We start from the raw sequence: 21,459 nt of genomic DNA on the forward strand, positions 1-21,459 counted from the left end.
TTTATATGAAAAAAAACCTCTTCAGCATGTCTGTCATTGCTTTGACAACACTGACATCGTTAGGGACGGCAAACGCCACTGACCTTAATGTGACCTTTACGGCTAATTTGTTGGAAACCACCTGTAACATGAAGCTGGTCGGTGGTACGGGTTCCGATACTGAACAAACGCTGAAAATCGGTGACAGCAACGGCCAGGTACGTCTGGATGCGGTTAAGGCTGGCACCGCAACGGCGAATTTTAAAATTGAAATCGTTGAGTGCCCTTCCTCACTGAGATCGCTGAAAACCACCGTTAAAGATACACCAGCGGCTTCACTGCTAACAGGGCTGGTAAACCAAATAACTGTAGCTAATGGTGGCGCCAACTGGGCCGCTGTGACTATTGCTCGGGCGTCAGCACCGAATTCGCCCTTTAAAATTAACTCAACCACTGACAGCGAACGTCTTGTTTGGTCTGCTGCTGAAATTACCAATAAAGAAGTGCCGCTAATTGCCACTCTTAGCGAAACCAGTGCTGGAAAAATGACCATAGGTGATTTCTCGGCTGCTGGCACTTTTGAATTTACTTACGAATAATTTGAGCAAGAAGACGGAGATCTACTATGAAAATTAATATGACTTATATCGCACTTTCCGTTTCTGCGCTCTTCTTTGCAGGAATGGCAAATGCAGCCATTACGGGAACCTCCAGCCTTAAAATGACGTTTGAGAGTAAAGTCGTATCCGGCACCTGTACAGCAAAACTGGTGAACGGAGCGGGGACACCGGCCTCTGAAATTGCGTTTGGCGATGTCTATAAGTCAGACCTGGTCAATAAAACCCGCGTTGAACCGCTAAAAATCACCTTCAGCGATTGCTCTGGCGTGGAAAAAGCCACGGTCGCCGCCGCGTCAACCACTGGCGGAAAGTGCTCAGGGACGAGTTTTGACGGTGATTCATACGGCGCTGGTTTAGCGACGGGATTTGAAGTGTGGTCTGGTCAGGTCGATTCAGGCGTAATGCTTAAGTGCAAAACCCCACCAGCCCCACAGGAAGTGACCATCGCTGGTGGTGTAGGCGAGTTTCCGATGAATTCACGTATCGTGATCGGTAAAGGCAACACGATCGCAGATGTCGGTACAGGTGCTGCGAGCGCGCCGGTCACATTCACTATCGCTTATCCGTAAGACAGGATTTATCATGCAACAATCACCGTTTACTCTGTGCCAGCCCGGTCTTGTGTTGCTCATCGGACTGGCTGGCGGATTATTGCCTGGCGTAAGCCAGGCAAGCTCAGGCATCAATGCAAACCTGACAGCCAATATTATCAACTCGACCTGTGAAATTAGCCTACAAAATGATGGCGAAATTTATTTGCCGACCGTCAAGCGCAGTTGGTTTTATAACAGTGATAATAGCGATCGTTTAACCCCTACTGATAATGAACCCGGTACACCATTTAGCATCATGGTTAACAGTTGTTCTGAAAATAATAATAGTGTCAAACAACTGAAGTTTACATTTACGCCAAAGTCAGGGTTCAGCGACAACCAGTACCAGGTATTTAAAAACAATGCCACAGCTGGCGCAGCTGAAAATGTTGGGGTTGTCGTTTTTTCCAAAGATTTAAAAACCAACGTGCTCAATGCCGATGGCAGTTCAAATTTATTGCTTGATGCTCAGAGCACCTGGCCAGGTGAATACTCATTTAGTGCCCGCTATCAAAACACAGGGGTTGTTTCTGCGGGTCTGGTGACCAGTCAGGCCACTGTCAATGTCACCTATGAATAGAAATGCCTGGAAAGAAAGAATATGTTCAAAAAACATGAAGGACATATATAAACAGGATTGATGGTTAACACTTGTGTGTTATATTTTGAAACGATATGCTCTGCACTTGAATGCCGTTTCAAGAACGGCTATAGCAATACCTCATCTAAATACAGTGGCGGAGCATTGCATTTGCTACTCCCGTGAGTCGGTAATATATTCACAGCTGAATTTACGACATTAAATGCCCCGGCAGTAATGAGTCGTAGGTTATACTAAAAATGCCAGTGGCTTTAAACAGGCCAGCAGAAACAGTTTAGTCGTTTCCGATGATTGTATTAGATATAAACTTGTTCCATCATTTCCCGTTGAACAACCTGCCATTACCCCTGCGGTTGATTAACTATCAGCCGCGACATCGTCTCCAGCGAATCCGTCCTTAAAATATAAAGCCTTTTCAATAAGAACTGATTATCTCCCGGCTTAACCTTCCCTCTCACCGTGGTGACCGCCATGTGGAATCCCGCGTCGCCTGCTGCTTTTACCGCCGTGGCGTTATAACCCCCAAACGGATACGAAAGATACAGAACATGAGGATTAAACTGGGACAATGCCCGGCGCGAACGGGCGAAATCGAACAGAATATTATGATAGCTGCGACTCAGTAGGATCGGCCGGCGATTCGCATCAACCCGATGCAAAAAATGGGTATGCGACTGGAAGTCGAACACGTCCCGGATCTCGTTCAGTTCAGAGAGGCTCATAAACTGCAGTGATTTCGGATCCCACTTCTGCGGGTGGCGCTTGATGCGTGAGGAGATGATAAACGCCGTGGCCTTCATGCCGTGCTGCTTCAAAATGGGGTAAGCATAACGGCTCACTGACTTGAGACCATCATCAAAAGTCAGCACCACCGCCCGCGCCGGGAGATTCATTTTATTCTGCACGTAGCCTTCCAGTTGATACATCGTCAACGTGGTGTAGCCGCGATCCTGAAGCCAGGCCATCTGGTTGCTGAAAGCGCGAACGGAGGTTGTGGTGGAGGTATGGCGAAAGCGGGTATTCTCTTCATCGCGCAAAATATGATGGTAGGTTAACACCGGGATGCCGTTGTCTTCCTGCGCATCCAGCGCGCTAACATAGGCCAGTCGGCCACCAATGCGAATCTGGTACCAGGTCTGGTTGAGTCGGTCTTTAAGCTTGCTGATAATCGGATAACGCAGATTATCCGCCAGCACGCCAAACGGGGCGCTACCGACATCCGGAGCGTTATAAACCGATGTATCTTTCCAGGTTATCAGACTTTGGTTACTGAGCGGTTTATTGAGATCGCCCAGACCATCATCGACTTTCTGCCGCCCCTGAACGGGCTCCAGGTGTCCCTTATCAATAAACCCGGTGCCAAAACCAAAGGAAAATTCGTAATAGTCTGCCGCAATAGGCTCAACAGCGAGGATCTGCCCGGCGCGAATATTCCCAACCGTCACCATCTTATTGCCAATCTGCGCCCATACGGCGGCGGCTTCGGTGGTTTGCATATAACGAGCAGGCAAAGCCGCAGCGACGCTGCCAGAAAACAGGAGCAATAAAACAAGCAGAACGCGCATAACCATATGAGATAACCGAGGCGAGTAACCTCGGCTATTGTAGCAAAAGCATCATCAATACCAATGATTAATACTCATACAAATCATGCTTCAATACGAAGGGGGGATTTTTTTGTTGTTGATGCCAGAGGCTGGAGACTTCGGGGCCTCCAAGTGCGACGATGCAATCCCGAAACGCAGAACTGCTCAGCGATTCCCGTGACGAAATCATTCGCTCAAGCAATGGATAGCTGATACCTGAAATCACTTCACACTGGGGGTGTTTATGACTCATTAACGACGCTACACGGTAAGGCGCAGCCCCAGCCATATCCGTCAGAAATACCACACCCTCACCTGAATCTGTAGCATGCAGAGCATGGCACATCATGCGGCTTAGCATATTCGAGCTGAGTCCACGCCAAAAACTTACCGCCTGACATTGGGCCAACGGGCCGTACTTTTTCTCCAGACGATGCAGCATATCCTGTGCCTTATCGTCATGACAGGTAATTACCCAACCTAACATTGCCTACCTCCTTAGCAGGCAAGTAGTTTATCAGTGTGATAAATCCATAATGGTGACAAGCATCAAAAGTCTTCCTCTCCCAGGCAAGGAGAGGAAGAAAGAATTAGCTGCGCAGGCCGCGTCCGCGCTGAATCAGGTACCAGCACAGCAAATAAAACGCAGCGATAAACACCACCAGCACACCAAACGTGGTGGCCAGCGGAACATCATGAATCCCCAGAAAGCCGTAGCGGAAACCGCTAATCATGTAGACAATCGGGTTCAGATGCGACAGCCCCTGCCAGAACGGTGGCAGCAGCGTTAGCGAATAGAACACGCCACCCAGATAGGTCAGTGGTGTCAGTACGAAGGTTGGGATCAGGCTGATATCGTCAAAGGTTTTAGCAAAGACAGCGTTCAGCAAACCGGCCAGCGAGAACAGTACCGCCGTTAACATCAGCGTAAGCGCCACAAAGACCCAGGAATGCACCTGGAAAGGCACGAAGAACAGTGAAATAGCCGTTACCAGAATGCCTACACACAAGCCACGTGCCACGCCGCCGCCAACGAAACCGGCGATGATCACGTGCGTTGGTACCGGGGCAACCAGCAGCTCTTCAATATTGCGTTGAAACTTAGCGCTGAAGAATGACGATGCCACGTTCGCGTACGAGTTGGTGATCACCGCCATCATAATCAGCCCTGGCACGATAAACTGCATGTAGCTAAAACCATGCATTTCGCCGATACGCGAGCCGATTAGGTTACCAAAGATAATAAAATAGAGCGTCATGGTGATGACGGGGGGAACCAGAGTCTGAACCCAGATACGCATAAAGCGGTGGATCTCTTTCGCCCAGATGCTTTTCAGCGCCACCCAATAAAGCTGCATCATGCGCGATCTCCTTGTTTTTCATGAACCAGAGAAACAAACAGTTCTTCCAGTCGGTTCGCTTTGTTACGCATACTCAATACCTGAATGCCCTGCGCGCTCAGCTGAGAGAAGACGCTGTTAACCCCCTGTTCACGCAGCACCTCCACTTCCAGCGTGGAAGTGTCGACCAGCCGGTACTGATAACCGTCCAGTTTCGGCAGCGGGCTTTTCGGCGCCAGATCGAGGATAAAGGTCTCGGATTTCAGCTTGGAGAGCAGCCCCTTCATCGAGGTGTTTTCCACCAACTCGCCGTGCTGAATAATGCCGATATTGCGACACAGCATTTCTGCTTCTTCGAGGTAGTGAGTGGTCAGAATAATGGTGGTGCCTTTGTCGTTTAAATCCTTTAAAAAGCCCCACATTGAACGACGCAGTTCAATATCAACACCCGCCGTTGGTTCATCCAGGATGAGTAATTTTGGTTCGTGCATCAGAGCACGAGCAATCATCAGACGGCGTTTCATCCCGCCGGAAAGCATGCGCGCACGCTCGTTACGTTTTTCCCATAAATCGAGCTGCTTTAAATATAATTCGCTGCGTTTGACCGCCTCTTTATGCTCAACGCCGTAGTAACCCGCCTGGTTAACCACGATCTGCTGCACGGTTTCAAACGGGTTAAAGTTAAACTCCTGCGGTACCAGACCAAGCTGGCGTTTCGCGTTAACCGTATCTTTTTCGAGATCGTATCCGAAGACGCTCACCCGCCCGGAGGTTTTGTTCACTAGCGAGCTGATTATTCCAATGGTGGTGGACTTTCCTGCGCCATTCGGTCCCAAAAGCGCATAAAAATCACCCGCTTCGACTTGCAAATCTATCCCGCGTAACGCTTGAACGCCACCGGGATAGGTTTTTTTAAGTTGTTGAAGTTCCAGAGCAATGGTCATGGTTTTTTACTTACCTTACGTTCTGACATTTTATATATAGTTTAATTAATGCTGGAGTTACCCTATATTAGCCCATCGAATTTATCTGGCTTCGGGTCGTACAACTCCATGAAAGACATAGATACACTCATCAGCAACAATGCACTATGGTCAAAGATGCTGGTAGAAGAGGATCCCGGATTTTTTGAAACGCTGACGCATGCACAGAATCCGCGTTTTCTATGGATTGGATGTTCCGATAGCCGCGTTCCCGCTGAACGATTAACCGGTCTTGAACCGGGCGAATTATTTGTTCACCGCAATGTTGCCAATCTGGTTATTCACACTGACCTGAACTGTCTCTCAGTCGTTCAGTATGCGGTGGATGTGCTGGAAGTGGAACATATTATTATATGCGGCCACTACGGATGCGGCGGCGTCCAGGCGGCGATTGAAAATAAAGAACAAGGGCTGATTGATAACTGGTTACTGCACATCCGCGATATCTGGTTCAAACACAGCTCACTGCTGGGCGAAATGCCGCAGGAACGTCGCATGGACACCCTATGCGAACTGAATGTCATGGAGCAGGTCTACAACCTCGGCCACTCAACCATTATGCGTTCAGCCTGGAAGCGCGGTCAGAAAGTTACCATTCACGGCTGGGCTTACGGTATTCATGACGGTCTATTGCGCGATCTCGACGTCACCGCCACCAGCCGCGAAACGCTGGAGCAGCGCTATCGCCAGGGGTTGTCTAACCTGAGTCAGAAACACAGCAACCATAAATAATGTGACATTGCCGGGAGGCGGAGACGCCTTACCCGGCCTACAAACCTACGCCGTAGGTCTGATAAGCGAAGCGCCATCAGGCGCTCCCGCTAATTACTCGTCCAGCAGCACCACTTTGCCAACATACGGCAGATGGCGATAACGCTGGGCATAGTCAATGCCGTAACCGACCACAAACTCATCTGGAATAGAGAATCCGATAAATTCGACCGGAACATTCACTTCACGACGAGAAGGTTTGTCCAGCAGCGTGCAGATAGCCAGGGATTTCGGCTCGCGCAGGCTCAGAATTTCACGCACTTTGGACAGCGTATTGCCGGAGTCGATGATGTCTTCGACAATCAGCACGTCTTTGCCACGAATGTCTTCATCCAGGTCTTTCAGGATCTTAACATCACGCGTAGTAGACATTCCGCTGCCATAGCTGGATGCCGTCATGAAATCGACTTCGTGGGAGACATGCACTTCACGGCACAGATCCGCCATAAACATAAATGAGCCACGTAACAGACCAACCAGCACCATATCGCTGCCGCTGTCTTTGTAACGTTCGTTAATCTGGCGCCCCAGTTCAGCAATACGCGCTTTGATCTCCGCTTCCGGGATCATCACTTCAACAGTATGTTTCATAAACCCTATAACTCACTGATTTTTATCAGTTGACACATCATGCAGATCGAAAGAAAGCGCTTACGTTGATACACCGACTGACAGACGGCGACCCGCTCTAACCACAAAACTTGCGACAGCATACAAACAATTCAGTTGATGAAGTATACCAGTAAAGAGAGCGGGTTCCTCTGATAGTTCACAGGAGAACCCGTTTGCGTCGTTTTTTGTATGCTTATTAAGCAAAACCTGGTTCGCACGACAGCATGTGGCTAAAACGTTTCCCAATGCGGGTCTTGTGTCGTACTCCCTGCAGAGGTTGCTTGCGGAGCATCCTTAGGCGGTTTCCGATGCTCACTGTTCGAGGTATCGCGAGTGATGCGAAATGCTGCCACGGCCAGGCGTAACTGTTCAGCTTGTTGTTCCAACGAAGCGGCGGCGGCGGCAGACTCTTCTACCAGTGCGGCGTTTTGTTGTGTGACACTGTCCATCTGCGAGACAGCGAGACTCACCTGCTCAATCCCCCGACTCTGTTCCTCTGAGGCTGAGGCGATTTCCCCCATGATGTCCGTCACGCGGGTGACCGCAGCGACAATCTCTTTCATCGTTTTACCCGCGTCCGACACCTGCTGAGATCCCATCCCCACGCTGTGAGTTGAGTTATCAATCAACGCTTTGATCTCTTTGGCTGCCTGAGCGCTACGGCTTGCCAGAGTACGGACTTCACCCGCTACAACAGCAAATCCTCGTCCCTGCTCTCCTGCTCTGGCTGCCTCAACCGCCGCGTTGAGCGCCAGAATATTGGTCTGGAAAGCAATACTGTCGATGACGCTGGTGATCTGCGCAATTTGCTGTGAACTACCGGCAATTTCACTCATCGTGTGCACGACAGTATCAACAACCCGTCCACCACGCGCGGCAGTATCAGACGCATTCTTAGCCAGTTGAGTCGCCTGTTTCGCATTGTCCGTATTTTGCTTCACGGTTGCAGTAAGCTGTTCCATGCTGGCGGCAGTCTCTTCAAGTGAAGCAGCCTGCTGTTCGGTACGCGAAGACAGATCGTTGTTACCTGACGAGATTTCCGCTGCACCGCTATGAATTGTTTCTGAGCTGTTACGCACCGACGTGACTGTCGAAATCAGCGACTGTCGCATTTCATCTAACCCCGTCGCCAAACGCCCCATTTCATTACGTCCCTGGACGTCGAGTTGATGGGTCAAATCACCACGGGTAATAATGCGAATATGCTCCATAATCTGCGCCAGGGGTTTAAGCAGTATATGCTGCAACCCACTCCAGATCATGCCCAGAACGATGAGCACAGCGACGACAATTGCCCCTAATGTCCATTGCATGCGGGTAAAGCTGTGCTGATTCTCCGCCGCCGCGTGCTGAAGCAACGCGTTATTTTCGTTACGCCACTGGTCATAGCTGGCTTCCATTTCATCTTGCGCCTTCTGAGCATCAAGATCGCCATAGGCCTGATAGTTATTCGCGCGCAGATACTCTATCGATAACGCCATCACGTCGTGCATCTGCCGATACTGTTTTTCCATTTCAGATGCAATTTGCGGATTCTGCCCCGACACCTGCGGCAATGACTGATAATGCGCGAAGTATCCCTCAGCCTTCTTCATCGACTCACTCGCCGTTTTTAGCAAAGTATCAATTGCCGCCAGTGAGGCCGGATCGCGTTGGTTCTTTAAGAAACGAATTGCTACGCGGGTTACCGTTACCCGGGTTTTAATCAGCGTATTGACGCTATCACTCAGATTTTCCTGTTGGGCATTCAGGGTGCCTGAGTTCTGGAAATTATGGCGATCATTGTTTACTGCAGAATAAAAAAAACTTCCTGTCACGGCCTGTAGCAAACAGAAAATGGCGAGAACCAGAAGAATGCCGGTAATAACGCGCACATTTTTAATCATAGTATTTCATCCATTGAACTCACATTGGGTACCCAATGATTATCGGCTCTAAAGGCGATTACTTTATGTGCAATAGCAGAATTAGCTGGAGGAGGGAGTCGTGCGATGAAACGCTGTAAAGAGACTGTGTCTCATCCGACTTACGAGAGATTTCTGTAGGCCGGATAAGAACAGCGAGATTTTTTTAGACGGTGAAGCCGAGCATCATCCCGGTATCTTCATGCTCTAACAGATGGCAGTGCGCCATATAGGCATGCTCTTTTGGCGCGTCATGGTCAAACTTAACCAATACCTCGCTCACGCCGCCTTCTACCCGTACCGTGTCCTTCCATCCCGCACGGTGTGCGGCAGGCGCTTTGCCATTCTCAGACAGAATGCGGAACTGCGTGCCGTGAATGTGGAACGGATGCAGCATCATGTCGCCCTGACCAGAAATCACCCAGCGTTCATGCTGCCCTTTTGCCGCGGCAAACATCGGTTTATTCATATCAAACGCCTGACCATTAATCCGGTTGGCATTATGGAAATCAAACGATCCGCCATGCTTCATGTTGCCCATGTTGCCATGCTGCATATTCCCCATCTCACCGTGGTTCATATTGCCATGATTCATATTGCCGTGGCCCATATTGTCATTATTCATATGGCCCATCATCTTTCCATGATCCATACCCGCCATGGCCTGACCGCCGAATTTCTTCATCAGCATTTGCATGCCCATCATATCGAGCATCGGATCCATCGACAGCTGCAGCTTGCGCACCGTCAGACCTTCCAGTGACGGCAGCGATGGCATGGATGTCAGCGTATCCGGCAACGTGCCGGAAGCGGTAATCAGCAGCGGCTGAACGCGCATCACCGGGTGCGGCTTATCAAATGGCGCAATTGCCATCCCCATCTGGCTGACCGGCAGAGTGACCAGATCAAAAGCTTTGCCGTCACTGACATCCACCAGCACTTCAAAGCGCTCGCCCATCAGCATAGGAAGCTCGGTCACTTTTACCGGTTCCGCCAACAGTCCACCGTCGCTGGCAATGACGTACAAAGGACGATTGTCGCTGGCCGCAATGTTCAGCGAGCGCGCGTTACAACCATTCAACAGACGCAGGCGCAGCCAGCCGCGCGGTGCGGCATGCTGAGGATAAATCGCCCCGTTGGTCAGCAGCGTATCGCCAAACCAGCCGACTGCGGCGGTCATGATGTCCAGTTGATAATCAACCTGCCCATCAGCAGAGAACTGTTTGTCCTGAATAATTACCGGCACATCATCAATTCCCCACTGCTTAGGCAGCATCAGCTTGCGAATCTCTTCGTCTTCAATCAGCACCAGTCCGGCCAGCCCCATCGCTACCTGATGACCGGTCTTTCCATGCTGATGAGGGTGGAACCAGCAGGTTGCCGCGCGCTGATCCGGCGTGAAGGTCACTGAACGTTTCCCGCCCGCCGGGATTATGCCTTGCGGCCCACCGTCGACTTCACCGGGGATTTCCAGCCCGTGCCAGTGCAACGTCGTCTCTTCGGCAAGCTGGTTATGGATATCCACGTTCACCGATTGCCCTTTGTTCAGCTTGACCGCCGGTCCGAGCAGATTGCCGTTATATCCCCAGGTCGTGGCCGTCTTACCGGCAAAGTTTGACTGCCCGGCTTGCACGATCAGTTGGATGCGATTCGAAGCATCGGCGGTTAACAGATCAGGAATGGGTAAGGCGGGACGGTCGGCGGCAAATACGCTCCGGCTCCACAGAGGTAACGCTGACACAACACCCAGCGCCACGGAGTACTTTAAAAAGTCACGACGTTGCATTCTCACTTCCTTATATTCAGCAGCTTAAGCAGGCTATCTTTTAAGCATAAGCCTTCCCCTTACGGGAAGGTCAAGTGAACGGCTAATAATAAAGGTCGTCGCTTCGCTCGCAGTATGCTAACGTTTAAATTCCGTGATGCAGTGGTAGAAGCAATGAAGACGTTTTTCAGAACAGTTTTGTTCGGCAGCCTGATGGCCGTATGCGCAAACAGCTACGCGCTTAGCGAGTCCGAAGCCGAAGATATGGCCGATTTAACGGCAGTTTTTGTTTTTCTGAAAAATGACTGTGGATACCAGAATTTGCCTAATGGGCAGATTCGTCGCGCACTGGTCTTTTTTGCCCAGCAAAACCAGTGGGATCTGAGTAATTACGACACCTTCAATATGAAAGCGCTGGGTGAAGACAGCTACCGCGATCTCAGCGGTATCGGCATCCCCACGGCAAAGAAATGCAAAGCACTGGCGCGTGATTCTCTGAGCCTGTTGGCCTACGTTAAATAATCTCCGGCGCAATCAGTATTGAGAGAGCCGTTACTCTGGCTGTACCAGCGTCAGGGCAACGGATTGCGCTTTTAATTCAGTCTGCGCGTTTGGCGGTAGATTCACATCGGTAACAACATCGGTAAAGCAACTAAGCGGCGCGACGTTAAATAACGAATGTGCACCATACTTACTGCTATCCGCCAGTAATACCTTCCGTTGGGCATTCGCAATAATTTCCTGCTTTAATCCCGCTTTGTCTTCCGTTGGCGTGGTTACACCCTTTTCCATACTCCAGGTGTTACAACTCATAAAAGCGATATCGGGATAGACACTACGCAACATTTTCCGGCCAAACTCACCAATACAGGACTGGCTGCTGTCATCGATGCGCCCACCGACAATCGTCACCTCTATCTGACGGAATTCTGACAAAAACAGGGCAATGTGCAGATCAACGGTAATCACTCGCAGCGGCAAATGCGTCAGACATTTTGCCAGCTCCAGCATTGTGGTACCGGCATCAAGCACCACGGCATCGCCCGCACGCACCATTGAGGCGGCAAAACGCGCAATCGCCCGTTTCTCAGCAGGCGATCGCAGTTGCTTTTCGTTCGTGGTCGGCTGCGCCGCTTCAAAGCGCCGTAACGCAACACCGCCGTGGCTGCGGCTGATCACGCCCTGCTCATCCAGTTTGATGAGATCGCGCCTGATCGTTGCTGGAGAGGCGTCAACCGCGTCAACCAACTGTTCCACGGTAACCAGCGTATGATTTTTCAAATACGCCACAATCTTATCCAGACGATGTTGCCCTTTCATAACAGTAAATTACGCCAGTTGCATTGCCAGTTTGATCGATACGGCCATGCTCTCAGATTTTGCTTTTCCCGTCCAGGCGATATCAAATGCCGTACCGTGATCGGCAGAGGTACGAATAAACGGCAAACCTGCTGTGATATTTACACCGTCATAGAAACCAAGCAATTTCAGCGGGATATGCCCCTGATCGTGGTACATCGCCACCACCATGTCATATTGACCTTCATAAGCCTGTAAAAACACGGTATCCGGCGGGCACGGACCGTAAACATCCATCCCTTTCGCTTTCATATTCTCAATCGCGGGTCCGACAATACGAATTTCCTCATCGCCAAACAAGCCATTCTCTCCGGCATGTGGATTCACCCCCGCAACGACAATACGCGGATGTGCAAAGCCTACGCGCTTCAGGAAGGTATCCGCGATACCAATCACCGTTTCGACACGTTGCCCATTGAGCGTATCAAGGAATTTGCGCAGTGCGATATGCGTCGAAACATGGATAACTTTCAGCTTATCGGTGTACAGCACCATCGCGTAGTCACGGCTTTCGGTCAGCGTTGCCAGCAGCTCTGTATGTCCCGGATAATTGTGTCCGCCGAGATGCAGCGCCTCTTTGTTCAACGGCGCGGTCGCGATGGCATGCACATCCCCCTTCATCGCCAGTTCAGTCGCCCGTTTCACACAGCGATAGGCCAGATCGCCCGCCTGGGCCTGTACTTTTCCGGGAACAAGTTCTTCGGGTTGTGCCAACGGCTCATCAATCACATGAATCGTATCTGGCGTAAATCGGGCATCAGCAACCTGTTCGATTGCGCGAAATGTTACTCCGTCAGCCAGCCCCTGAGCCTGCAATCGCTGCAGCGTTTTCAGGCACCCGACCACCACCAGCGGTGCACCATTAAGTTCATCTTCGCGTAGCGCTTTAACAATAATTTCCGGACCAATCCCCGCCGGATCTCCCATCGTAATCGCAATTGTTTTAGTTACCACGGTACATCTCCTCAATAAAATACAGCGCATCGCAAAGGGTCGTATCAGAACCGAATCCACCCGCTTTGGTAATTACCGGCAAGTCGTCAATCTCGCTATTCACAAACGTTCCGCACGGAATACAGGGGGCAACCTCACTGTGGATGCGATACCCTTCAGCACCCAACGCACTGGCGACCGCCGTGGCAATATCGCCTCCGGTCAGGAACAAACCGCCGATACGTGCTTGTTCAATAATGCGCAGCGTTGTCTCCCCAAGACGTTGACTCAGCAGTTCTCCCAACTGCTGGCGACTCATCCCCACGTTGAAGCACAGCGTGTCGATCATGTCCCGGTCTTCTGCACACCGACTGGTACGCAGGATTGTGTGTTGCTGCTGGCTCAACTGCGCGCAAGCCTGTTCAATAACAGAGTCCATTTCCGGTGCAAATGACGATGCAACCAACCGCGCGGCATCGATATCAACAACTTTTGCCCGGCCCTGACACACTGCTTTTTCCACCTGACGTCGCGTTGCCTCACTCATTGAGCCAGCCACAACCAACACCGGTAATTCCTGCTTCTCTTGCATAAACGTTCCGGCCGGTAATGCATTGGCCAGCCCTGCCGCCCCTACGAGCAGCAGCATCTTTTTTTGCTCACAAACTGCCTGTGCAATGAGCGCGAGATCTCGCTCTTCCACAGCATCCACCACCACCATACATTCGCCGGCTTTTGCAAAAGCGCTCAGCAGCGCACTCAAACTTCCCCGACGCACATCCACCAGCGACACCTCATGTACAGGGATATCGCTTTGCAGCGCGACCAGTTCAGCAATACGCGAAGAGTGAATAGGCGTTTTTGGATCGCTGGCGAATTCCGTTTCCAGCAGCGGTACACCATGGACCAGGCACAAGCCATCCTGCGTGGTGCGCCCGGCAGCAGGAATCGCTGCCGCAATCACGGCCAGCGTCCGACCGGCTATACGCATGGCTGCAGTGACTTCAGCTCCCACATTGCCACGGAATGTCGAGTCAATTTTTTTGTATACCAGTGGTGTTGTTACGTCCCCACACCATGGCGCTAACGCTTGTTGTACAGCCGTAGCGGCCTGCATTGCCGGCATCGCCCGGCTTTCCGTATTGATGACCAGAACATCGGCGCGGCGTGACGGTTTCTGCGCTGGGGTCAGCATTACTTCGGTACGCGCCCCTTTTTTCGCCAGTTGTACGCCGGTATCGTTAGAGCCCGTAAAGTCATCGGCGATAACGATCATTTTCATGCTTTCTTCTCCTGCACGGTCTGACGCGCCTGTTTTTTCGCGACCCACGACGTAAGAATTGGCGTCAGGATGGCGGTTGTAATGACTGACGCAGCGATCAGCGGCGCTGCCGCAGCGGCAACCTCTGCCAGCGAGGGATCGGCCTGTGCTATGGCCAGTGGCGTCGCGACGGCGTTCCCCGCCGTACTGGATGCCGCAGCACCAGCAATACCACTCCCGCCAACCAGACGATCGGCACGAATGTTAAAGAAGCCGCCCACAAAGGTGGTCAGCACGCCCAGCAGAATGCCCGCCAAACCGCCTTGCAGCAGCATTTCCAGGTTAATACCGGCTCCAAGGGCAAACGCAAAGAAAGGAATGAGCAGTGGGCCGCCTTTCGTCAGGAAGTCACGCATATTGGCGTCGAGGTTGCCAAGGATCATGCCAACCACCAGCGGAACAAGAACCGCCACCAGCGCCATGATAGGAATATTTGCCATACCCGCCGCGCCCAGCGCTATCATGGTAAAGAAAGGTCCGTCATTCAGAGACAAAATGGAGATCGCGCCGACATCGCGTTCATTGCCAAACTCACCAACCAACGCCGCGTAAAGCCCACCATTGGAGTTACTCATTGCCGCAATAATGGCAACACCACTTAAGCCAAAGATGCCTTCCGCGCCAAACAGGTGTTCAACCCCGAGACCAATCGCAATCGCGACCAGTAACTTGGTCAGCGTAATCGTGCCGCCTTGTAACAAAGCTTGCGGCGCGGCCTTTACACTAATTCCCGCGCCCATACAGAGCAGGAACGCGCCAATCAAGGGAGCCGCGCCATTTTTAAATAAAGCAGTGGTGAATCCACCGATCTGCAACGCCTGCGGGGCAAAAGTGTTGATAATGGCACCGATAACCAACGGCACAACCATCATGCCGCCGGGTACGCGTTCTATTGCCTTCTTGATGTTCATGGTCTTCCCGCCTGTTGTTATGTTGTGATTAAATAAAATCATAACGATTATATTTAATCAAAATAAGATCACAAACGCGCCAGATCACAGTTTTAAAATGATTAATAAAAATCAAACAATCATTCCAGGCGAAAAAAAGCCGGGGTTGTCTCACCCGGCTTCATTGATATCTGAAATATCTCAGGATTGATGCACAAATTCGCGGTATGCCGCCACAACCTGAAGAAAGTCCTCTACACCACAAAGCGAAAAACTTTCTTCGTCGTAATAGCTCATCCCCTCTTCCATCTCATCTCCAGAGAACTCCAACTGATTAGCGCGAACCATCACTTCTTCGCCATCCAGCCAGAGCGTGTATTCATGCCCTGCTCGCTGCCAGGAGCGCTCACTGCCCTTAACCGCACGCGCCGCCTGTTCCACTTCATCAAGTAAGGCCAGGTTTTCTTTCACTTCTTCATTAAACCAGTGCCCCACCACCTCGTGGCCCATGGACATACGCACTTTTACCACCCCGGTAATATCGCGCAGAAATTCGTAATCCATAATGTCTTCCTCTACTCCCGGCAATGCGCCAATACCGCATCGCGCCTTGCTGTAATTATCGCAGCAGCGCGGCAGAAAAAAAGCGTAGTGGGTATAAGGAATAGAAATAAAAATGCCCGGAGAAGCAGACTTCTCCGGGCATTGATGTGTTTTTACACAAAACGCGTTAGCGCATTACACCGCGGTCTGGAAAATCACACCATCGGCTTTCTCCGTATACTGAGACAGCTGGTCGAAGTTCAGATAACGGTAAGTATCCACGGCAGTTTTATCCACCTGCGCCACATAGGTCTGGTACTCTTCCGCCGTCGGCAGTTTGCCGATCAGCGCCGCAACCGCCGCCAGCTCCGCAGAAGCTAGGTAGACGTTTGCCCCGGTACCTAAACGGTTCGGGAAGTTACGGGTAGAGGTGGAAACCACCGTCGCGCCGTCGGCCACCCGCGCCTGGTTCCCCATGCACAGTGAACAGCCCGGGATCTCAATACGCGCGCCGCTCTTACCAAACACGCTGTAGTAGCCTTCTTCAGTCAGCTGCGCGGCGTCCATACGGGTCGGCGGAGCCACCCACAGGCGCGTCGGCAGTTGGCCTTTGTGCGCATCCAGCAGCTTACCTGCGGCACGGAAGTGGCCGATGTTAGTCATACAGGAGCCGATGAACACTTCGTCAATCTTCTCACCCTGTACGTCAGACAGCAGACGCGCGTCGTCCGGATCGTTCGGTGCACACAGGATTGGTTCTTTGATGTCAGCCAGGTCAATGTCGATCACCGCCGCGTATTCTGCGTCAGCGTCGGCTTCCAGCAACTGCGGATCCGCCAGCCATTTTTCCATGCCCTGCACACGACGTTCCAGCGTACGACGGTCGCCGTAGCCTTCCGCGATCATCCACTTCAGCAGAACGATGTTAGAGTTCAGATACTCAACGATCGGCTCTTTGTTCAGCTTGATGGTACAGCCCGCAGCAGAACGCTCTGCGGAAGCATCGGTCAGTTCGAACGCCTGCTCCACTTTGAGATCCGGCAGACCTTCGATTTCAAGGATGCGGCCAGAGAAGATGTTCTTCTTACCTTTCTTCTCAACGGTCAGTAGACCCTGTTTGATCGCGTACAGCGGAATGGCGTGAACCAGGTCACGCAGAGTGATACCCGGCTGCATTTTACCTTTGAAGCGCACCAGTACCGATTCCGGCATATCCAGCGGCATCACGCCGGTCGCTGCAGCAAACGCCACCAAACCAGAACCTGCCGGGAAGGAGATCCCGATAGGGAAACGGGTATGGGAGTCACCACCGGTACCTACGGTATCCGGCAGCAGCATACGGTTCAGCCAGGAGTGGATAACGCCGTCGCCCGGACGCAGGGAGACACCGCCACGGTTCATGATGAAGTCTGGCAGCGTATGGTGCGTATTGACATCCACCGGCTTCGGATAGGCAGCGGTGTGACAGAAGGACTGCATCACCAGGTCAGCTGAGAAGCCCAGGCACGCCAGGTCTTTCAGTTCGTCACGGGTCATTGGGCCGGTGGTATCCTGAGATCCCACGGAGGTCATCTTCGGTTCGCAGTACGCGCCCGGACGGATACCTTTCACGCCGCAGGCGCGGCCAACCATTTTCTGTGCCAGGGAGAAGCCACGGCTGCTTTCCGCCACGTCTTTCGCCTGACGGAAGACGTCTGAGTGCGGCAGACCCAGCGCTTCGCGCGCTTTGGTGGTCAGGCCACGACCGATGATCAGCGGAATACGACCACCGGCACGTACTTCGTCGATCAGGACTTCGGTTTTCAGCTCAAAGCTGGCCAGCAGTTCGCCTGTTTCGTGGTTGCGTACTTCGCCTTTGAACGGGTAAACGTCAATCACGTCGCCCATGTTCATGTTCGACACGTCCACTTCAATCGGCAGTGCGCCCGCATCTTCCATGGTGTTGAAGAAGATAGGTGCAATTTTGCCGCCGAGGCACAGGCCGCCGCCGCGCTTGTTCGGCACATGAGGAATGTCGTCACCCATGAACCACAGCACGGAGTTGGTCGCGGATTTACGCGAAGAACCGGTACCGACAACATCACCCACATAAGCCAGCGGGTAACCTTTTTTCTGCAATTCTTCGATCTGTTTGATCGGGCCAACTACACCCGGTTGATCCGGTTCGATACCTTCACGGGCGTTTTTCAGCATCGCCAGCGCGTGCAGCGGGATATCCGGGCGGGACCATGCGTCCGGTGCCGGAGAGAGGTCATCGGTGTTGGTTTCACCGGTCACTTTAAAGACGGTAACGGTGATTTTTTCAGCCAGAGCCGGACGGTTCAGGAACCATTCGGCATCGGCCCAGGATTGCATTACCTGCTTCGCATATTCGTTGCCCGCTTTGGCTTTTTCTTCCACATCGTAGAAGTTATCGAACATCAGCAGCGTTGAAGAGAGCGCTTTGGCGGCAATCGGTGCCAGTTTGGCGTCATCCAGCGCGTCGATCAGCGGATGAATGTTGTAACCACCCTGCATGGTGCCCAGCAGTTCAATGGCTTTTTCTGGGGTAACCAGCGGGGAGGTGGTGTCGCCTTTCGCGACGGCAGCGAGAAAACCGGCTTTAACATAAGCGGCTTCATCTACGCCAGGAGGAACACGGTTGATCAACAGGTCTAACAGGAATTCTTCTTCGCCCACAGGCGGGGTCTTCAGCAGCTCGACAAGTGCGGCCATTTGGGTTGCGTCTAAAGGTTTTGGCACAATCCCCTGGGCAGCACGCTCAGCTACGTGCTTACGGTATTCTTCTAGCACGACGATATCTCCTCGCTCTCATTGTCATAATGCGGCGCTTTTGTAGATGGGCGATTCTCTTCACGCTCCTGTGAGACAGTAGTTAGTAGGGTAAATGCCCGGTACCGCATAAGGCACAATAACAGGATTTTCATTAAGTGTTAATCCGTTTACAAAAAAGCAACATAAAAAATTGGCTGAATCGTTAAGAATGGTGTAGCGGCAAGGAGGAACGCAATTCAGGCTACCTAAAACCACCCTGAAACAGTTGATTTTCAAGCGCGAGATGCTGAATTTTCCAGCGACTTTTCAGCCATCAGATATAATTGTGTAATAAATCCTCACACTCTTTTTCCGGACCTACCGGGTGAATCCCCAATAAAAGTCAAAACTGTCTAACACGGGTGAATAATACTCGCGGCAACAGGAACGCCTCACGGCACAGCGCTTGTCTCGTTGGAGTCATTTTATGAAGTTGCCCCTTAAGCCACATCTGCTTGTCCTTTTGTGCAGTGTCGGGCTGTTTGCCGCCTCAGGCGTGATGTTCGTTAAAAGTCGTGCTACGGAGCCTGCGGCTCCGGCCCCCGTTGCACAGCAACCGTCAGCACCGGCTCCAGCGCCAATAGCGGCCCCTGCCCCGGCCGACCAAACAGCGCCCGTCGTGGCACCAACCTACTCGGCAGCACAAATCGATCAGTGGGTTGCACCTATCGCACTCTATCCAGACTCGCTGCTGTCGCAAATTTTGATGGCCTCAACCTATCCGGCTAACGTCATCCAGGCCGCACAGTGGTCAAAAGACAATCCCAAAATGCAGGGCGATGCCGCCATTCAGGCCGTTGCCAGCCAGCCCTGGGATCCCAGCGTGAAATCGCTGGTCGCCTTTCCTCAGTTGATGTCGCTGATGGGTGAAAATCCGCCGTGGGTACAAAATCTGGGCGATGCTTTCCTTGCGCAGCCAAAAGATGTTATGGATTCCGTTCAACGCCTGCGTGCACTGGCGCAACAGACCGGTGCGTTGCAATCGACACCGCAGCAGACAGTCACCACCGTGACCAAAGCGGCGCCGGCTAAAACCGTCACCAGCGAGTCGACGACCAGTTCAGCGACCACAACAGCCACGACCGCCTCAACAAGCCCAACGGTAATCAAAATTGAATCCGCCGATCCGCAGGTGGTGTACGTTCCTACCTATAACCCGAATACGGTTTACGGTACCTGGCCGAACACCGCCTATCCGCCAACCTATCTGCCGCCAACGCCCGGTGAGCAGTTTGGTAACAGCTTCGTTAATGGTTTAGGCTTCAGCCTCGGTGTTGCCACAACCTATGCCATCTTCAGCAACATCGACTGGGATGACGACGACGATCACCATCATAATGATGACTGGGATAACCATGGCGGCTATAACCGTAATGGTGATAACAACATCAATATTAACGTTGATAACTTTAATAAAATCAGTGGACAACGACTGACAGACGCCAACCGTACCTGGCAGCACAACCCGGCCTATCGTGAGGGTGTGCCATACCCAAATAACCAGCTCAATAACCGCTTTCACGCCACTAACACGGCTACAGGTTTAAGTTCAACCCAGCAAAGACCGGTCAACCGTGATAGCCAACGCCAGGCTGCGATGAGCCAAATGGAAAAATCAACGGGAAAAACATTCCCGCAGACGGCGCGTACGGGCACGAAAGACGCCCAGCGTCAGGCATCCAGCCAACAGCTGAAGCAAATTTCCCAACGTAATAACTACCGTGGTTACGATACCAAACCGCAAACCGCGAAACGGACAAGCACACAGCAACGTGAGAATCGTCAGGCAGTCGCCCAGCGACAGGAGAAACGGGTCACGCAACCGGCGCAGCAGCGCAATCTTCAACAACGGACCAGCCAGCCACGCGCCAATGCGCTGAGCGGGAACGACAGTCGCTCCGCCAACTGGCAGGCGCAGCAACAGCGGGGGGCACAGAGCCGGCAGGTCGCCCGTAATCAGCCATCGCGCCAGCCTTCTGGCGGGCGTGCTGAACACCGTGAATTCCGTCATCGTTAAGGGAACCGACATGAAAAATAAACTACTCAGTGGAATTGTGTTGTTCATGGTTTCGGCTGCCGCGATGGCACAACAATCCTTCAGCACACCAGACCAGGCGACCGATGCGCTGGCAAACGCGATTAGTGAGCAAAATGAAAGTGCAATGAGCAACCTGCTCGGGGAAAACTGGCGTGATTTTCTACCGCCAGAAGGCGTCGATCCTGATGCGGTTGATCGTTTCCTGCGCGACTGGAAGGTTCGCCATAATACCGTTGTCGACGGCAATACCGCGCATCTGGTGGTCGGGGATAGCGACTGGCAATTGCCAATCCCGGTCGTCAAAAACGCTTCAGGCTGGCAATTTGATATCAAGGAAGCGGCCGAAGAGATCCTGACCCGTGAGATTGGACGAAACGAACTCGCGGCTATCGAGGCGTTACACGCTTATGTAGATGCCCAGCAGAGCTATTTTGCGATGAACCAGAAATACGCGCAAAAGATTGTCAGTTCTGAAGGGAAAAAAGATGGTCTGTACTGGCCTGTTTCACCCGGCGAAGCGCCAAGCCCGCTCGGCCCGGCCTTTAGTCCACAGGAACCTGGCACGGGCTATCACGGCTATCATTTTCGTATCCTTCCCGACAAAACCAGCGGTTTTGCCATGGTGGCCTGGCCTGTTAGCTATGATCACACCGGCGTGATGAGTTTTATGATTAACGGTGATGATAAAGTCTATCAGGCCGATCTCGGCGTTGATTCTCAGCAAAAAGCACAGGCGTTAACCACATTCCATCCGGATAAAACCTGGCAGCCCGTAGCGCCCTGATACCAATTCGAAAGATTAGTTGG

20 protein-coding genes are annotated in these 21,459 nt (G+C 52.1%); 7 read left to right on the top strand and 13 right to left on the bottom strand.

The features are described 5' to 3' along the window. Positions 1 to 5 precede the first annotated feature (5 nt). From OGV98_RS19720 to OGV98_RS19730, 3 genes are read left to right on the top strand one after another with little or no spacing between them, the layout of a single operon-like run. On the top strand, positions 6 to 578 hold the full coding sequence (locus OGV98_RS19720; RefSeq protein ID WP_286551969.1) for a fimbrial protein: 573 nt from the start codon (positions 6 to 8) through the stop codon (positions 576 to 578). A 26-nt stretch (positions 579 to 604) separates the two neighbouring features. Then, positions 605 to 1,168, top strand: a complete 564-nt coding sequence (locus OGV98_RS19725) for a fimbrial protein (RefSeq protein ID WP_044712912.1) — start codon at positions 605 to 607, stop codon at positions 1,166 to 1,168. A 13-nt stretch (positions 1,169 to 1,181) separates the two neighbouring features. Continuing rightward, complete coding sequence (locus OGV98_RS19730; protein ID WP_044712914.1) at positions 1,182 to 1,772, top strand: fimbrial-like protein; 591 nt, start codon at positions 1,182 to 1,184, stop codon at positions 1,770 to 1,772. A gap of 362 nt (positions 1,773 to 2,134) precedes the next feature. On the opposite strand, the gene OGV98_RS19735 is transcribed toward OGV98_RS19730, so the two are convergent. The 4 genes from OGV98_RS19735 to OGV98_RS19750 all read right to left on the bottom strand — a co-directional run bounded on the left by OGV98_RS19735 (position 2,135) and on the right by OGV98_RS19750 (position 5,663). Further along, positions 2,135 to 3,364, bottom strand: coding sequence for a polysaccharide deacetylase family protein (locus OGV98_RS19735; RefSeq protein WP_003837485.1), 1,230 nt, complete (start codon positions 3,362 to 3,364; stop codon positions 2,135 to 2,137). Between the two features lie 61 nt (positions 3,365 to 3,425). Then, a complete protein-coding gene (locus tag OGV98_RS19740) occupies positions 3,426 to 3,866 on the bottom strand; it encodes a PTS sugar transporter subunit IIA (RefSeq protein WP_003837482.1) in 441 nt (146 codons plus the stop codon). Positions 3,867 to 3,969: 103 nt separating this feature from the next. Next, positions 3,970 to 4,740, bottom strand: coding sequence for an ABC transporter permease (locus OGV98_RS19745; protein ID WP_088902735.1), 771 nt, complete (start codon positions 4,738 to 4,740; stop codon positions 3,970 to 3,972). Further along, a complete protein-coding gene (locus OGV98_RS19750; protein ID WP_003837480.1) occupies positions 4,737 to 5,663 on the bottom strand; it encodes an ABC transporter ATP-binding protein in 927 nt (308 codons plus the stop codon). Before OGV98_RS19750 ends, OGV98_RS19745 begins: the two co-directional genes overlap by 4 nt. Positions 5,664 to 5,771: 108 nt before the next feature. On the opposite strand from OGV98_RS19750, the gene can reads away from it, so the two are divergent. Then, positions 5,772 to 6,434 (top strand): carbonate dehydratase, encoded by a 663-nt coding sequence (gene can / locus OGV98_RS19755; protein ID WP_003018654.1) that lies wholly within the window; start codon positions 5,772 to 5,774, stop codon positions 6,432 to 6,434. Between the two features lie 93 nt (positions 6,435 to 6,527). Here the strand turns inward: can and hpt are convergent, their stop codons facing one another. The 3 genes from hpt to cueO form a co-directional block, all read right to left on the bottom strand. After that, positions 6,528 to 7,064, bottom strand: coding sequence for a hypoxanthine phosphoribosyltransferase (gene hpt, locus OGV98_RS19760; protein ID WP_003018658.1), 537 nt, complete (start codon positions 7,062 to 7,064; stop codon positions 6,528 to 6,530). Between the two features lie 251 nt (positions 7,065 to 7,315). Then, positions 7,316 to 8,971, bottom strand: a complete 1,656-nt coding sequence (gene tcp, locus OGV98_RS19765; RefSeq protein ID WP_202580775.1) for a methyl-accepting chemotaxis citrate transducer — start codon at positions 8,969 to 8,971, stop codon at positions 7,316 to 7,318. A 184-nt stretch (positions 8,972 to 9,155) separates the two neighbouring features. Then, positions 9,156 to 10,775, bottom strand: coding sequence for a multicopper oxidase CueO (cueO, locus tag OGV98_RS19770; protein WP_088902737.1), 1,620 nt, complete (start codon positions 10,773 to 10,775; stop codon positions 9,156 to 9,158). A gap of 153 nt (positions 10,776 to 10,928) precedes the next feature. On the opposite strand from cueO, the gene OGV98_RS19775 reads away from it, so the two are divergent. Beyond that, positions 10,929 to 11,276: a YacC family pilotin-like protein gene (locus OGV98_RS19775; RefSeq protein WP_003018667.1), complete on the top strand. Its 348-nt coding sequence runs from the start codon at positions 10,929 to 10,931 to the stop codon at positions 11,274 to 11,276. A 30-nt stretch (positions 11,277 to 11,306) separates the two neighbouring features. Here the strand turns inward: OGV98_RS19775 and OGV98_RS19780 are convergent, their stop codons facing one another. The 6 genes from OGV98_RS19780 to acnB form a co-directional block, all read right to left on the bottom strand. Beyond that, positions 11,307 to 12,074 (bottom strand): DeoR/GlpR family DNA-binding transcription regulator, encoded by a 768-nt coding sequence (locus OGV98_RS19780; RefSeq protein ID WP_008786221.1) that lies wholly within the window; start codon positions 12,072 to 12,074, stop codon positions 11,307 to 11,309. 9 nt (positions 12,075 to 12,083) lie between these two features. Next, complete coding sequence (locus OGV98_RS19785; RefSeq protein ID WP_279279040.1) at positions 12,084 to 13,067, bottom strand: D-threonate 4-phosphate dehydrogenase; 984 nt, start codon at positions 13,065 to 13,067, stop codon at positions 12,084 to 12,086. After that, positions 13,057 to 14,328, bottom strand: a complete 1,272-nt coding sequence (dtnK, locus tag OGV98_RS19790; protein ID WP_202580776.1) for a D-threonate kinase — start codon at positions 14,326 to 14,328, stop codon at positions 13,057 to 13,059. Before dtnK ends, OGV98_RS19785 begins: the two co-directional genes overlap by 11 nt. Next, a complete protein-coding gene (locus OGV98_RS19795) occupies positions 14,325 to 15,278 on the bottom strand; it encodes a 2-keto-3-deoxygluconate permease 1 (protein WP_032937563.1) in 954 nt (317 codons plus the stop codon). The genes dtnK and OGV98_RS19795 overlap by 4 nt, the downstream gene beginning before the upstream one ends. Positions 15,279 to 15,458: 180 nt before the next feature. Further along, entirely contained in the window at positions 15,459 to 15,821 is a 363-nt protein-coding gene (yacL, locus tag OGV98_RS19800; RefSeq protein ID WP_020996227.1) for a protein YacL, read from the bottom strand. 174 nt (positions 15,822 to 15,995) lie between these two features. After that, the gene (gene acnB / locus OGV98_RS19805) at positions 15,996 to 18,593 is read right to left on the bottom strand and encodes a bifunctional aconitate hydratase 2/2-methylisocitrate dehydratase (protein ID WP_003829483.1); all 2,598 of its coding nucleotides are present in this window, start codon (positions 18,591 to 18,593) and stop codon (positions 15,996 to 15,998) included. A gap of 448 nt (positions 18,594 to 19,041) precedes the next feature. On the opposite strand from acnB, the gene OGV98_RS19810 reads away from it, so the two are divergent. Beyond that, positions 19,042 to 20,631, top strand: coding sequence for a DUF3300 domain-containing protein (locus OGV98_RS19810; protein WP_048233904.1), 1,590 nt, complete (start codon positions 19,042 to 19,044; stop codon positions 20,629 to 20,631). 10 nt (positions 20,632 to 20,641) lie between these two features. Then, positions 20,642 to 21,436: a DUF2950 family protein gene (locus OGV98_RS19815; RefSeq protein WP_003018680.1), complete on the top strand. Its 795-nt coding sequence runs from the start codon at positions 20,642 to 20,644 to the stop codon at positions 21,434 to 21,436. The last annotated feature ends 23 nt before the right edge of the window (positions 21,437 to 21,459 follow it).

The sequence above is a fragment of the Citrobacter sp. Cf136 genome (assembly GCF_030333815.1).
GTDB lineage: Bacteria > Pseudomonadota > Gammaproteobacteria > Enterobacterales > Enterobacteriaceae > Citrobacter > Citrobacter freundii.